This is a genomic window from Streptomyces djakartensis (assembly GCF_014651075.1).
GTDB classification, from domain to species: Bacteria; Actinomycetota; Actinomycetes; order Streptomycetales; family Streptomycetaceae; genus Streptomyces; species Streptomyces djakartensis.
The window spans coordinates 131,390-145,518 of record NZ_BMWE01000015.1; the positions used below are offsets into that span (position 1 = coordinate 131,390).

Here is a 14,129-nt window from a genome sequence, read left to right on the forward strand (position 1 = left end):
GTGCCCCGCCGGAGGAACAACGCATGTCACAAGAGAAGTCCCGGCCGCCTCAGGACCGTCCCTGGGAGAGCGACTGGGCCCCGGACACCACCCGGGCACCCGGAACCTTGCGGCTCTGGCTGGCGGGCGCACTCGCCCTGGCCACGATCACCGCCTGTGTCACAGCCGTCACCGTGATGGAGAACGAGTCCAGCGAGCCGGCCGCCAAGGCGGCGGAGCCGAGCACACTCGCCAGCTCGGCCCCGGGCGGCCTCATCTCCTTCGCGACCCCGTCCAAGGGCGGCGGCGAATCCCCGGGCGCGGACCGCGACCGTCCGTCCCCCACGCCCAGCACGAGCGCGCCCAGCAGCGCCGCCCCCAGCGAGAAGCCGAAGAAGAAGGCCCCCGGGCCTTCACCGTCGGACGCCGCTGCGAAGCCGTCGAAGCGCCCGAAGCCGCCGGCCTCCCACGGGACGTCCATACGCTCGGTGAACTACCCCGACCGCTACTGGCACGTCCGCGACGGCTACGTCCGCCTGGACCGGATCGGCTCCGGCTCCGAGCAGCGCGAGGACGCCACGTTCCGGCGCGTCTCCGGCCTCGCCGACCCCTCCTGCTACTCCTTCGCCACGGCGGACGGCGGTTACCTCCGCCACCGCAGCTTCGTCCTGGTCAAGGACGCCGACGACGGCTCGGCCCTGTTCCGCAAGGACGCCACCTTCTGCCCCCGCCCCTCGGCCTCCTCGGGTGCGGTGATGCTGGAGTCGGTGAACTATCCGGGCCGCTTCCTGCGCCACCGCAACTTCCAGCTCCGCCTCGAGCCGTACCAGCACGACGGCCTGTACCGCGCGGACACGGCGTTCCGGCTGGTGGCCGGGCTGGACTGAGCACGGAAAAGGGCGGCACCCGCTGGTGCCGCCCTTTTCTCAGTCAATGGGTCTCAGACGTTGAACCCGAGCGCCCGAAGCTGCTCCCGCCCGTCGTCCGTGATCTTGTCGGGGCCCCACGGGGGCATCCAGACCCAGTTGATGCGCAGTTCGCTGACCAGGCCGTCCGTGGCGGACTTGGCCTGGTCCTCGATGACGTCCGTCAGCGGGCAGGCCGCCGACGTCAGGGTCATGTCCACGGTCGCGATGTTCGCGTCGTCGACGTGGATGCCGTAGATGAGACCCAGGTTGACGACGTCGATGCCCAGCTCGGGGTCGACGACGTCCATCAGGGCCTCACGGAGTTCCTCCTCCGAGGCCGGCTTCATCTCCACGGTCTCGCTCATGCCGTCGTCTCCTTCTCGGCGTCGGCTCCGCCCAGCACCTGGGCCGTAGCGTCCTTCCAGGCCATCCAGCTCAGCAGGGCGCACTTCACCCGGGCCGGGTACTTGGAAACCCCGGCGAACGCGACCGCGTCCTCCAGGATCTCCTCCATGGCGTCGTCGGGCTCGAGCTTCCCCTTCGACTGCATCAGCTCCAGGAAGGTCTCCTGGATCTTCCGCGCGTCGGAGAACTCCTTGCCGACGAGGAGTTCGTTCAGGACGGACGCGCTCGCCTGGCTGATCGAACAGCCCTGGCCCTCGTACGAGACGTCCTCGATCCTCGTGCCGTCGTACTTCACGCGCAGTGTGATCTCGTCACCGCACGTCGGGTTGACGTGGTGCACCTCGGCGTCGCCATTCCGCAAGCCCCGCCCGTGCGGGTTCTTGTAGTGGTCCAGGATGACTTCCTGGTACATGGAGTCCAGTTTCACCGTCTAGCACGCCCTTCAGCCGAAGAAGTTCCGTACGTGCTCCAGGCCGTCGACCAACGCGTCGATCTCGGCCGGCGTGGAGTACAGATAGAACGACGCTCGCGTGGTCGCGGGAATTCCGTACCGCAGGCAGACCGGCCGCGCGCAGTGGTGGCCGACCCGGACCGCGATGCCCTGCTCGTCCAGGACCTGGCCCACGTCGTGCGGGTGGATGTCGCCGAGGGTGAACGAGATCGCCGCGCCGCGCTCCTCGGCCGTGGTCGGGCCGATGATCCGCAGGTCAGGAACCTCCAGCAGCCGCTTCACCGCGTACTCGGTCAGCGCGTGCTCATGGGCGAGGATCTTGTCCATGCCGATCGACCGGAGATAGTCGATCGCCGCGCCGAGACCGACCGCCTGGGCGATCGGGGGCGTGCCCGCCTCGAACTTGTGGGGCGCCGGGGCGTACGTCGACGAGTTCATCGACACCGTCTCGATCATCTCGCCGCCGCCGAGGAACGGAGGCAGGTCCTCCAGGAGCTCCTGGCGGCCCCAGAGGACGCCGATGCCGGTCGGGCCGCACATCTTGTGGCCGGTGAAGGCCACGAAGTCGGCCTGCAGGGCCTGCACGTCCAGCGGCATGTGCGGCGCGGCCTGGGAGGCGTCGACGCAGACCAGGGCGCCGACCTCCTGGGCGCGGCGCACGATCGCCTCGACCGGGTTCTGGGTGCCCAGGATGTTGGAGACCAGCACGAACGAGACGATCTTCGTCTTCTCCGTGATGACCTGCTCGATGTTCGACAGGTCGAGGCGGCCGTCGTCGGTGAGGCCGAACCACTTCAGCTTCGCGCCCGTGCGCTGCGCGAGCAGCTGCCACGGCACGATGTTGGAGTGGTGCTCCATCTCCGTGATGACGATCTCGGTCTCGGAGTCCACGCGGTAGGGCTCGTCGGCCCAGCCCAGCATGTTCGCCACGAGGTTGAGCGACTCGGAGGCGTTCTTGGTGAAGATCACCTCGTCGCGCGAGGGCGCGTTGACGAACTCCGCGACCTTGTCGCGCGCGCCCTCGTACAGCGCCGTGGCCTCCTCGGCGAGCACATGCACACCGCGGTGGACGTTGGCGTTGTAGCGCTCGTAGTACTCACTGAGTGCGTCCAGCACCTGGCGCGGCTTCTGGCTGGTCGCCGCGTTGTCCAGGTACACGAGCTTCTGGCCGTCGTGGACCTGGCGGTCCAGGATCGGGAAGTCCTTGCGGATCGCCTCGGTGTCGAGGAGGCCCGGCAGCTGTGTCACGCGGATGCGCCACCCTTCTGGTATGCCTCGTAGCCCTCGTTCTCCAGCTTGTCGGCGAGCTCGGCGCCGCCGGACTCGACGATGCGGCCGCCGGAGAAGACGTGCACGTGGTCGGGCTTGATGTAACGCAGGATGCGCGTGTAGTGGGTGATCAGCAGGGTGCCGACCTCCCCCGTCTCGCGGACGCGGTTCACGCCCTCGGACACCACGCGCAGGGCGTCGACGTCGAGACCGGAGTCGGTCTCGTCGAGGATGGCGACCTTCGGCTTGAGCAGCTCCAGCTGGAGGATCTCGTGGCGCTTCTTCTCACCGCCGGAGAAGCCCTCGTTGACGTTGCGCTCGGCGAAGGACGGGTCCATGTTGAGGCGCTCCATGGCCTCCTTGACCTCCTTCACCCAGGTGCGCAGCTTGGGGGCCTCGCCGCGGACGGCGGTGGCGGAGGTGCGCAGGAAGTTGGAGACGGAGACGCCGGGGACCTCGACCGGGTACTGCATGGCGAGGAACAGTCCGGCGCGGGCGCGCTCGTCGACGGACATCTCCAGGACGTCCTCGCCGTCGAGGGTGACGGTGCCGCCGGTGATCGTGTACTTCGGGTGACCCGCGAGGGAGTAGGCGAGGGTCGACTTGCCCGAGCCGTTGGGGCCCATGATGGCGTGCGTCTCGCCCTGCTTCACGGTGAGGTCGACACCCTTGAGGATTTCCTTCGTGCCGTTCTCGACCTCGACGGTGACGTGCAGGTCTCGGATTTCAAGCGTTGCCATGGGTGCCTCAGGACTCCTGGGAGAGGGAGACGAGCACGTCGTCCCCTTCGATCTTTACGGGGTATACGGGGACGGGGCGCGTCGCCGGAAGGGCGTCGGGCTTGCCGGAACGGAGGTCGAAGCGCGAGCCGTGCAGCCAGCACTCGATGTGGCAGTCGTCGACCTCGCCCTCCGCCAGGGAGACGTTCGCGTGCGAGCAGATGTCGTGGATCGCGAACACCTCGCCCTCGGTCCGCACGATGGACATGGGCGTGCCGTCGAGCTCCACCCGCTTCGGGGTGTCGTCCTCCAGCTCGCTCAGTCCACAGACGCGTACGAATGCGGTCATCCGACCGACGCCTCCAGCTCCTCCTCGATCTTGGCGATCAGACGCTCCTCGATGTCGGGGAGGCCGATCTGCTGGACCAGCTCGGCGAAGAAGCCGCGGACCACCAGTCGGCGGGCCTCGAACTCCGGGATGCCGCGGGCCATGAGGTAGAAGAGCTGCTCGTCGTCGAAACGGCCGGTCGCCGAGGCGTGGCCGGCGCCGACGATCTCGCCGGTCTCGATCTCCAGGTTCGGTACGGAGTCCACGCGCGCCCCGTCGGTGAGGACCAGGTTGCGGTTCATCTCGTACGTGTCGGTGCCCTCGGCCTTGGCCTCGATGAGCACGTCGCCGATCCACACCGCGTGCGCGTCGTCGCCCTGGAGCGCGCCCTTGTAGACGACGTTCGACTTGCAGTGCGGGACGTTGTGGTCGACCAGGAGGCGGTGCTCCTGGTGCTGGCCCTGGTCGGTGAAGTACAGGCCGAACAGCTCGGCCTCGCCGCCGGGGCCGGCGTAGCTGACGCGCGGGTGCAGCCGGACGACGTCACCGCCGAAGGTGACGACGACCGACTTGAAGGAGGCGTCGCGGCCGACGAGGGCGTTGTGCTGGGCGACGTGGACCGCCTTCTCGTCCCAGTCCTGGACGGAGACGACGGTCAGCTTGGCGCCGTCGCCCAGCAGGTAGTCGACGTTGGCGGCGAGCACGGCGTCACCGGTGTGGTCGATGACCACGACGGCCTCGGCGAAGGCGCCCAGCTCGATCACCTGGTGGCCGAAGGCGGTGCCGCCCTCGCCGTGCACCGCGATGCGGATCGGCTCGGTGAGGACGGTCTCCTTGGGCACGGTCACGACCGAGGCCTTCTCGAACGCCGAGTAGGCCTGGGCTGCGACCCGGTCCACCGGGGTGCCCGCCTTGCGGAGGCGGGCGTCGTCGCGGCCGACGGTCTCGACGGTGACGCCCTCGGGAGCCCGGACGTCGACCTTCACGCCGTCGCCGTTCGCGACGGCGGTGCCGTCGTGCAGACCGCGCAGGCGCTCCAGCGGGGTGAACCGCCACTCCTCCTCCCGGCCGTGCGGGACGGGGAAGTCCGCCACGTCGAAGGAGGGCGGCGCGCTCATGCGCGTGGCGACGGTCGACTCCGCGGCGACCGCGATCGAGCCCGTGGTGGTGGATCCCACGGGAATGTTCTGGGCCTCAGCCATGGCTGTCGTAGTGCTCGCTTTCCGTTGCGTAAGGGGCTTGATGGGGCTGCGGACGTAATTAACCGACCGCGCCTTCCATCTGCAGCTCGATCAGCCGGTTGAGCTCCAGCGCGTACTCCATGGGGAGCTCCTTGGCGATGGGCTCGACGAAGCCGCGCACGATCATCGCCATGGCCTCGTCCTCGCTCAGGCCGCGGCTCATCAGGTAGAAGAGCTGGTCCTCGGAGACCTTGGAGACGGTCGCCTCGTGGCCCATGGACACGTCGTCCTCGCGGACGTCCACGTAGGGGTAGGTGTCCGAGCGGGAGATCGTGTCGACGAGCAGCGCGTCGCAGAGCACGTTCGACTTGGAGCCCGGGGCGCCCTCGCCGATCTCGATGAGTCCGCGGTAGGAGGTGCGGCCGCCGCCGCGCGCCACCGACTTGGAGACGATGTTCGAGGACGTGTTGGGGGCCATGTGGACCATCTTGGCGCCCGCGTCCTGGTGCTGGCCCTCGCCGGCGAAGGCGATGGACAGGGTCTCGCCCTTGGCGTGCTCGCCCATCAGGTAGACGGCCGGGTACTTCATCGTCACCTTGGAGCCGATGTTGCCGTCGACCCACTCCATGGTCGCGCCCTCGTAGGCCACGGCGCGCTTGGTGACCAGGTTGTAGACGTTGTTCGACCAGTTCTGGATGGTCGTGTAGCGGCAGCGGGCGTTCTTCTTGACGATGATCTCGACGACCGCGGAGTGCAGCGAGTCCGACTTGTAGATCGGGGCGGTGCAGCCCTCGACGTAGTGCACGTAGGCACCCTCGTCGACGATGATCAGGGTCCGCTCGAACTGGCCCATGTTCTCCGTGTTGATGCGGAAGTAGGCCTGGAGCGGGATCTCCACGTGCACGCCCTTCGGCACGTAGATGAAGGAGCCGCCGGACCACACGGCCGTGTTCAGCGCGGCGAACTTGTTGTCGCCGGCCGGGATGACCGTGCCGAAGTACTCCTTGAAGAGCTCCGGGTGCTCCTTCAGGGCCGTGTCGGTGTCGAGGAAGATGACGCCCTGCTCCTCCAGGTCCTCGCGGATCTGGTGGTAGACGACCTCCGACTCGTACTGGGCGGCGACACCGGCCACGAGGCGGTTCTTCTCGGCCTCGGGGATGCCCAGCTTGTCGTAGGTGTTCTTGATGTCCTCGGGCAGGTCCTCCCAGGAGGCCGCCTGCTTCTCCGTGGAGCGCACGAAGTACTTGATGTTGTCGAAGTCGATGCCCGACAGGTCCGAGCCCCAGTTCGGCATGGGCTTCTTCTCGAACAGGCGCAGGCCCTTGAGACGGAGCTTGGTCATCCACTCCGGCTCGCTCTTCTTGCCGGAGATGTCCCGGACGACGTCCTCGCCCAGGCCGCGACGCGCCGACGCACCGGCATCGTCCCGGTCGGCCCAGCCGTATTCGTACTTGCCCAGGCCCTCGAGCTCAGGGTGGGCAGTCTCCGTGGGGAGAGTCATGCGGGGTTCCTCCCGGCCGTGCTTGCAGATGCGTTGTGGGAAATCTTGGGGATGAACGTCGTGCAGACGCCGTCGCCGTGCGCGATGGTGGCGAGCCGCTGTACGTGTGTACCGAGCAGCTCGGCGAAAAATTCCGTCTCCGCCTCGCACAGCTGGGGGAACTGCTCGGCGACGTGGGCGACCGGGCAGTGGTGCTGGCAGAGCTGTTCACCCTTCTGCGGGTGGGGCGCACTGCGCGCCGTAGCAGCGTACCCGTCCGCGCTCAGGGCCTTGGCCAGCGCTTCGGTCCGCTCCTCGGGGGCGGCGTCCTCGACCGCCCGGCGGTACGCGCCGGCCTGCGCGGCGATCCTGGCCCGGGCGAAGGCCGCGATCGCCTCGCCGCCTCCCTCGCGATCGGCGATCCAGCGCAGGGCGTCCGCGGCGAGCTTGTCGTACGACTGGTCGAAGGCGTCCCGGCCGCAGTCCGTCAGGGCGAACACCTTGGCCGGGCGGCCGCGCGTACGGGCGCCGTAGACACGGCGCTCGCGCGCCTCCACGACGTTGTCGGCGACGAGCGCGTCGAGATGCCGGCGTACGGCCGCCTGGGTGAGCCCCAGCCTCTGGGCGAGTTCCGCGACGGTCGACGGGCCGTGGTCCAGGATGGACCGCGCGACGCGGTTGCGGGTGGACCGCTCCCCGGTCGCAAGCTCCTCGTGGGCCTCGCCGACGTTTTTCACAACGCCATTGTTGCGTAATTCCCGAGAGCCGGGCAAGCCGCGATCACATCGCCCGGCGGTGCCGTGCGTCACTTAGGTACACCTAAGCCGACCTGCGGAAACGATCTCCGGTCGGTCGCCGCCCGAGCCTGGGGCCCGTGATGCCCGTGTGGCCGAAGCGACCACTTGCATCTAATTTGTTACTAATTGCCCCAGTTGGTCTGGATGACGATGGACTCTCGACTCACATCGGTACACGTTCTGGTGATCGAGGACGACCGGGATGTCAGTGCCCTGCTGAAGCGGCATCTCAGTGGTCTCGGCTGCCGCGTGACGGTCGCGGACACGGGCGAGGAAGGGCTGGACCTCGCGTTCGCCGACCCCCCGGACATGGCGATCATCGATGTGCTGCTCCCCGGCATCGACGGGCGCGAGGTCATCCGCCGGCTGCGGTCGGACCGGCGGACACGGCACTGCCACCTCGTCGTCTCGTCCGTGCTCGACCCGGAGGACCTGGTCGGGCTCGCGACGGACGAACTGCTGGCCAAGCCGTTCCGGCAGGCGGCGGTGGCGCGACTGCTCGCTTCCTACCGACGCTCGGGATAGCAGGAGGAGTAATGGCTCATGTCCTGATCGCCGACGACGACGCCGACATCCGGGACCTCGTGGCGTTCAAGCTGACGCAGAGCGGACACCAGGTGGCGGCCGTGGAGGACGGGCTGGCGGCACTGCGGGTGGTTCGTGATCAACCGCTGGACCTCGCGCTCCTCGACATCCGCATGCCGGGGCTGTCGGGACTTGACGTGTGCCGGGAGCTGCGCTCCGCCCCGGGCACCGCGTCACTCCCGGTCATCCTGATCACCGCCCGGTCTCAGGAGGGAGATGTCGAACTCGGTTTCGCGGCGGGCGCGGACGACTACATCGTCAAGCCCTTCAGCCCCCGTGAGCTGTCCAGCCGGGTCAACGCGGTACTCGCCCGGGTAGAGCGGTGATCTCCCTCGGTCTCGTCACCCAGGCACTGCTGTACCTGATGACCGTCGGGCTGGTCCTGAGTCTGCTGATCACGGGTATCCGCGGGGTGCGCGGTTACCGCCGGCGCAGACGCCGCCGTCTCGCGGCGCCGGTGCGCGGTCTGCTCCTGGAACTGCTGTGCGCGCAGGACGACGACCAGGAAGCCCTGATCGACCGCATCGCACACACCGACAAGAAGACCTGGGCCGCGCTGGAGCCGACCGTGGCGGCCATGCTGGGCAAGGTGTCCGGAAGAGCACGCACGGCGCTCGTCCGGCTCTACGAGCGGCACGGCTCACTCGCGCAGGCCGTAGCCGATCTGCGCAGCCGCAGCGCGCCCCGGCGGGGTCGCGCCGCACAGGTGCTCGGCCGGCTGCAGTACCGCCGGGCGGCCCCCGCGCTGTGCCGCCTCCTCGACGACCGGGACCACGAGGTGCGCATGGCCGCGGCACGGGCACTCGGGCGGCTCGCCGATCCCCTTGCCGTACCGCACCTGCTGGACAGCCTGCACGGGGCGCGGACCGTGCCGCCCACGACAATCACCGCCGCGGTGGCCTCCATGGGTCGCGAGGCCTGGTCCCCCGTGGCGGCGGGGCTCGGTGACCCCGCACCCCTCGTCAGGGCCGTGGCCATCGAGGTGCTCGGAGTGACCGGCGCGATCGCCCGCACCCCCGAACTCGTCCACGTGTTGCGCGCGGACCCCGATCTCGAGGTCCGGATCCGGGCTGCGCGGGCGCTGGGCCGGCTGGGCATGCCCGAAGGCCTGGAACCGCTGCTGGCCGCCATCCGGCCCGGTCAGCCCGTCGCCCTGCGGATCGTGGCCGCCGGGGCCCTGGGCCGTCTGGGAGCCGTCGCCGCGACCCGGGCGCTGACGGAGCTGCTCGGCGACGACCGTCCGCACCTGGCGGCCACCGCCGCCCGTGCCCTGCTGCGGCTCGGCCCTGCGGGCGAGACGGCGCTGCGCGAGGCCGCGGACGACCGCTCGGACGGCGGGGCCGCCGCGCAGGCCAGGGCCGCCCTCGCGGAGGCGGCCGTCGGCGGCACCCGCTACGACGTCCTGGCCGAGGTGGCCCTGTGAACGCCGCGCCCGTCGAGATGTGGGACGGGTTGCTGGGGACGCTGCACGGCCTGATCGCGGTGTCCGACACCGCGATCATCCTGTACTTCCTGGCCATCAACACCGGCTACCTGGTGCTGATCCTGCTCGCCCTCGGCGAGCTCGTCAGGAGGGTGCGCCGCGCTCCCTTCGCCGGTTACGAGGACGCCGCCACCAGCCCGTTCACCCCTCCCATCTCGGTGATCATGCCCGCGTACAACGAGGCGGCGGGCATCACCGAGGCCGTGCGGGCCATGCTGCTGCTGCACTATCCGGTGCTGGAGGTGATCGTCGTGGACGACGGCTCCACCGACGGCACGCTCGAAGCCCTCACCGATGCCTTCGGCCTCGCCGAGGTGGACCATGTGGTCACCGAGGACGTCCCCGTGCGCGGCAAGGTCACCTCGCTGCACCTGCCCAGGGGCGGGCCCATCCCCGTGGTCGTGGCCCGCAAGGCCAACGGCGGCAAGGCCGACGCGCTGAACGTCGGGATCAACCTGGCGCGCTACCCGCTCGTGTGCATGGTGGACGCCGACTCCATCCTCGACTCCCAGGCCCTGCTCGCCGTGGCCAAACCGTTCGGGGACGACCCGCTGCGGGTGGTGGCGACCGGCGGAGTGGTCGGCATCGCCAACGGCTGCACCATCGAGGCCGGACGTGTGGCCGAGGTGCACGTGCCTCCCGACCTGCTCGGACGCGCACAGGTCGTCGAGTATCTGCGCGGCTTCTTCCTCGGCCGGACCGGATGGTCCAAGATCGGCGGTCTGCTGATCATCGCCGGCGCCTTCGGCCTGTTCCGGCGAGACGCCGTGGTGGCGGTGGGGGGCATGGACCCGGACTGCATCGGGGAGGACGCCGAACTCGTCGTCCGCCTGCACCGGCACCTGCGGGAGCAGGGACTCGGTCACCGCGACTACCGCATCGTCTTCGTCACCGAGCCGATCTCCTGGAGCGAGGCGCCCTCCAGCCTCCGGGTGCTGGGACGTCAGCGGCGCCGGTGGCAGCGCGGCCTGACGGAGATCCTGCTCAAGCACCGTCGCCTGATCGGCAACCCGCGCTACGGCCGCGTCGGCCTGACGGCCCTGCCGTTCTACGTGCTGTTCGAGCTGATGGCTCCGCTGGTCGAACTCGCCGGTCTCGTCCTCGTGCCCCTGGGCGTGCTGCTCGGCGCCGTCGACACGGACTTCCTACTGCGCTTCCTGCTCGCCGCCTACGCCTACGCGATGGTCGTCAGCCTGGTGTCGGTCGCGGTCGAGGAGTACGCCTACCACCGCTTCTCACGGTGGCGGGACGTGTGGGGTGCGTTCGTGGGCGTGGTCGTCGAGAACCTCGGCTACCGCCAGTTCACGGCGTGGTGGCGGCTGCGCGGCATGTGGGACGCGCTGCGCGGGGCCCCTCGGGTGTGGGGTGCCATGAGCCGCAGCGGATTCGGAACGACCCGGCGGGAGACCGAGGGCGGTGGCCGCGCATGAGATTCACTCCAGGACGGTCCGAAGTCTGCGTGGGACGCCGGCTCACCATGACCTTCGGGCTGCTGGTCGCCGTGCTCCTGCTCCTCGGCGTGGGGTCTCTGGTCACCTCGTGGGTGGTCGTGGAGCTGCACAGCCGAACCACCCGGGTGGAGCCGGTGCTGAACGAGAACACGCGTCTGCGGGACCAGGTGACCCGCATGACCCGTGCCGTGCGCACCTATCTGCTCACCGGCGACGCGGCTGCGCGCAGCGACTACCTCCGCATACGCGGGGAGCCCTTCGTCACCCTGGCCCAGGCCCGCGAGATCGCCACCCCCTCGGCCCGCCGGAATCTCGACGTCCAGGACCGGCAGCTCGGTGCCTACGTCCAGGTCTCCGATCAGCAGGCCGAGGCGGCACCCGGCAGCGCCGACGCCAGGCGGCTGACCACCGAGGCGACCCAGCGGTTCTCGGCCTTCGACAGGACCAACCGGCGGCTCGACGCGGTTCTCACCGGCGACAGGGAGCGCCTGGAGGACGGGGCCCAGAACTTCCTCTTCGGCAGTTCGCTGGCCATCGGGGTGCTGCTGACGGCGGGCGGGACGCTGTCCGTGTTCGCGGCGGTGCGCACCACCCGCTCCCTCACCCGGCCCCTGCAGAGCACCGCCGCGACACTCGACCGGCTGGCCTCGGGCGACCACTCGGCGCGGGCGGTGGCCGCGGGACCGCTGGAGATCAGCACCGTGGCGCGGTCGGTGAACGCGCTCGCCGACGAGAGTGACCGGCTGCGGGCGATCGAGCAGGAGCGCGCCAGACTGGCTCAGGTCGCGCGGGACATCGGTATCCGCGTCCGGGAGCGACTGGACGTCGACGACCTCCTGGACGCGGCGTGCGCCGGGATCGGCGAAGGACTGGAGGCCGACCACGTCTTCGTCCTGCTCGCCGAGGAGGACGGCCCGCTCGTTCGTGTGGCGCGCTCCTGGACAGCGGACAGGGGTCTGCTGCCCCCGGAGGAACAGCCGATTCCGCCGGTTCCGCTCGATGTGGTGCGCGAACACTACCGGCAGGGAAGAGCGTGGTGTCGCAACGATCTGCCCGCCGTACTGGCCGAGGGAGCCGCGCTGCCCGGGGCGCCCGGTTCGTACGGGGAGGCGGGGCTGCCGCCGGACGCCCGGGCCGCTGCCGAGAAGCTGGGCCTGGTGAACGTGCTCGTCGTCCCGATCGGCGTCGCCGACCAGCCCCTCGGAGCCCTCTTCCTCGCCCGGACCCGGCCGGACCGCCCCTGGCGCGAGGTGGAGATCGACATCTCCGAGTCCATGGCCTCCGGCGTCGGCCGCGCCCTGCACACCGCGCTCCTCTACCAGCGGGAAACCCAGCTGGTGGAGAAGCTGCGCGCCCTGGACCAGGCCAAGAGCGACTTCCTGTCCACCGTCTCCCACGAACTGCGCACCCCCTTGACCAGCATCGTCGGATACATCGAGTTGCTGGAGGACGAGGAGACCGGTCCCCTGACCCCGCCGCAGCGGCACATGCTGGACATCGTCGACCGCAACGCCAACCGTCTGCGGGCGCTCATCGAGGACCTGCTGACCCTCTCCCGCATCGAGTCGGGCGTGTTCGGCTCCAGGAGGGAACCGGTCGACCTGTGCCGGCTGGTGGCCTCGGCGACCGACGCCATCCGGCCGGCCGCCGAGTCGGCCTCCGTCACCGTGGAGAAGCACGTCCCCGACCGTCCGCTGGTGCTGGAGGCGGACAGCGACCAGCTCGACCGGGTTCTGATGAATCTGCTCTCCAATGCCGTGAAGTTCACTCCGGCAGGCGGGAAGGTGACCGTTCGAGCCGGGGCCCGGGACGGCCAGGCGGTCCTGAGCGTGAGCGACACCGGCATCGGCATCCCGGAGGCCGAGCAGCAGAAGCTCTTCCAGCGGTTCTTCCGCGCCTCCAACGCCACCGAGGCGGCCATCCCCGGCACCGGCCTCGGTCTGACCATCGTCCGTACCATCGTGGCGAACCACGGCGGGGAGCTGGAGGTCGACTCCGGGGAGGGGCGCGGCACCACCTTCACCGCCCGGTTGCCGATCGCCACCTCCTCCGGGGCGGCCTCCCGGGACTGAGCCCGCCCCGCCGTACGCGCCGGTTCAGACGGTGTCCTCGAACATCACCCCCCGCGTCCGGTAGTCGTCGACCGCGGCCTCCACCTCGGCCGGGCTGAGCACCTGGTCCTGGGCGTAGTACACGTAGTCGACCTGTTCCTCGTACGCGCGGGTCTTGCGGCTGCTGACCCCCTGGAGGTTGATCAGCCACTGGTTGAAGCGGATGCTCATGGTCGACTCGGGCAGGTACGGCTCGGTGTGGGTGGCGAAGACCCGGCCGTCGATGTAGTAGGTGACGGCCGTGCTGTCGACGGTGATGACCAGGTCGTGCCAGCCGGCGAAGCTCGCCCGCTCCTGGGTGCTGACGTTCTCCTCCTGGGGCGGGTCCTCCGAGTACGTCTCCCAGGAGGTGGCGAGCAGCGCGCTGCCGGGGATGCCCCACCCGCCGTTGGGCAGGTACTCGAAGTCGAGTTCGCTGTAGGACGGGTCCATCGGGTAGTTCAGCGGCGAGATGGTGAAGAACGTCTGCACCACGCGGTCGCCGTCCGGCCCGTAGATCGGCACGTCGCTGAAGCGGACGCGCGCGGCGTAGGTGCCGTACAGGAACTTGCGCTGCTGGTAGATCTCGGTGTGCTCGGTTCCGGCCGCCGTGCCGTTGGTCCCGGAGCGCATCGTCATGATCGAGTTGCCGGACACGGCGGCGAAGGTGATGTTCTGCGGCTTCCAGGTGGCGCCGGGAACGCCCGGCCCGCCCTTGCCGGACCGCAGGGTCCAGCCGCGCTGGGCGAGCCGCGGATCGAGGTGGCCGGTGTAGTCGAAGTCGTCGAACAGCGCCGGCCCGAGGACGGGCTGGGCGTCCGCGCGCGGGCTCGGAAGGACGACGAGGGCTGCGCTCAGCAACCCTGAGGCGATGAGCCCGGCAACGGCTCTCATACGGGACAGCGGCCTGTTTCTGAGCATGAGTCAACTGCCTTTCCCGAGGGGCCGGAAGGCGTTCGCGGCCCGGTCCGGCGGACCATGGCCAGTGAAGCGCCGTCAGAAG

At 69.7% G+C, this 14,129-nt stretch carries 15 protein-coding genes; 6 read left to right on the top strand and 9 right to left on the bottom strand.

Annotated elements, in window-relative coordinates; genetic code table 11:
* Nucleotides 1-23 precede the first annotated feature (23 nt).
* A complete protein-coding gene (locus IE212_RS25085; protein ID WP_190200203.1) occupies nt 24-866 on the top strand; it encodes an AbfB domain-containing protein in 843 nt (280 codons plus the stop codon).
* A gap of 53 nt (nt 867-919) precedes the next feature.
* Here IE212_RS25085 and IE212_RS25090 read toward each other — a convergent pair whose 3' ends face one another.
* Genes IE212_RS25090 through IE212_RS25125 form a run of 8 tightly spaced genes read right to left on the bottom strand, consistent with a single transcriptional unit; the run spans nt 920 to nt 7,457 of the window.
* A complete protein-coding gene (locus tag IE212_RS25090) occupies nt 920-1,252 on the bottom strand; it encodes a metal-sulfur cluster assembly factor (RefSeq protein WP_030403776.1) in 333 nt (110 codons plus the stop codon).
* Nucleotides 1,249-1,719, bottom strand: a complete 471-nt coding sequence (gene sufU / locus IE212_RS25095; protein ID WP_190200204.1) for a Fe-S cluster assembly sulfur transfer protein SufU — start codon at nt 1,717-1,719, stop codon at nt 1,249-1,251. Before sufU ends, IE212_RS25090 begins: the two co-directional genes overlap by 4 nt.
* Nucleotides 1,720-1,734: 15 nt before the next feature.
* Nucleotides 1,735-2,991 (bottom strand): cysteine desulfurase, encoded by a 1,257-nt coding sequence (locus tag IE212_RS25100; RefSeq protein ID WP_190200205.1) that lies wholly within the window; start codon nt 2,989-2,991, stop codon nt 1,735-1,737.
* Nucleotides 2,988-3,752 carry a Fe-S cluster assembly ATPase SufC gene (gene sufC / locus IE212_RS25105; protein WP_190200206.1) on the bottom strand — a complete coding sequence of 255 codons (765 nt, stop codon included), beginning with the start codon at nt 3,750-3,752 and terminating at the stop codon, nt 2,988-2,990. Before sufC ends, IE212_RS25100 begins: the two co-directional genes overlap by 4 nt.
* Before the next feature lie 7 nt (nt 3,753-3,759).
* On the bottom strand, nt 3,760-4,080 hold the full coding sequence (locus tag IE212_RS25110; protein ID WP_190200207.1) for a non-heme iron oxygenase ferredoxin subunit: 321 nt from the start codon (nt 4,078-4,080) through the stop codon (nt 3,760-3,762).
* Complete coding sequence (gene sufD / locus IE212_RS25115) at nt 4,077-5,261, bottom strand: Fe-S cluster assembly protein SufD (RefSeq protein ID WP_190200208.1); 1,185 nt, start codon at nt 5,259-5,261, stop codon at nt 4,077-4,079. Before sufD ends, IE212_RS25110 begins: the two co-directional genes overlap by 4 nt.
* A 58-nt stretch (nt 5,262-5,319) precedes the next feature.
* The gene (gene sufB, locus IE212_RS25120) at nt 5,320-6,741 is read right to left on the bottom strand and encodes a Fe-S cluster assembly protein SufB (RefSeq protein ID WP_190200209.1); all 1,422 of its coding nucleotides are present in this window, start codon (nt 6,739-6,741) and stop codon (nt 5,320-5,322) included.
* Complete coding sequence (locus IE212_RS25125; protein WP_190200210.1) at nt 6,738-7,457, bottom strand: helix-turn-helix transcriptional regulator; 720 nt, start codon at nt 7,455-7,457, stop codon at nt 6,738-6,740. Before IE212_RS25125 ends, sufB begins: the two co-directional genes overlap by 4 nt.
* A gap of 210 nt (nt 7,458-7,667) precedes the next feature.
* On the opposite strand from IE212_RS25125, the gene IE212_RS25130 reads away from it, so the two are divergent.
* Genes IE212_RS25130 through IE212_RS25150 form a run of 5 tightly spaced genes read left to right on the top strand, consistent with a single transcriptional unit; the run spans nt 7,668 to nt 13,108 of the window.
* Nucleotides 7,668-8,042, top strand: a complete 375-nt coding sequence (locus tag IE212_RS25130) for a response regulator (protein WP_190200211.1) — start codon at nt 7,668-7,670, stop codon at nt 8,040-8,042.
* A gap of 11 nt (nt 8,043-8,053) precedes the next feature.
* Entirely contained in the window at nt 8,054-8,428 is a 375-nt protein-coding gene (locus IE212_RS25135) for a response regulator transcription factor (protein ID WP_190200212.1), read from the top strand.
* Complete coding sequence (locus tag IE212_RS25140; protein WP_190200213.1) at nt 8,425-9,525, top strand: HEAT repeat domain-containing protein; 1,101 nt, start codon at nt 8,425-8,427, stop codon at nt 9,523-9,525. The genes IE212_RS25135 and IE212_RS25140 overlap by 4 nt, the downstream gene beginning before the upstream one ends.
* Nucleotides 9,522-11,015, top strand: a complete 1,494-nt coding sequence (locus IE212_RS25145; RefSeq protein WP_229864576.1) for a glycosyltransferase family 2 protein — start codon at nt 9,522-9,524, stop codon at nt 11,013-11,015. Before IE212_RS25140 ends, IE212_RS25145 begins: the two co-directional genes overlap by 4 nt.
* Nucleotides 11,012-13,108 (top strand): GAF domain-containing sensor histidine kinase, encoded by a 2,097-nt coding sequence (locus IE212_RS25150; RefSeq protein WP_190200214.1) that lies wholly within the window; start codon nt 11,012-11,014, stop codon nt 13,106-13,108. Before IE212_RS25145 ends, IE212_RS25150 begins: the two co-directional genes overlap by 4 nt.
* A gap of 24 nt (nt 13,109-13,132) precedes the next feature.
* On the opposite strand, the gene IE212_RS25155 is transcribed toward IE212_RS25150, so the two are convergent.
* Nucleotides 13,133-14,020, bottom strand: coding sequence for a glycoside hydrolase family 16 protein (locus IE212_RS25155; RefSeq protein ID WP_229864577.1), 888 nt, complete (start codon nt 14,018-14,020; stop codon nt 13,133-13,135).
* Nucleotides 14,021-14,129 lie beyond the last annotated feature (109 nt).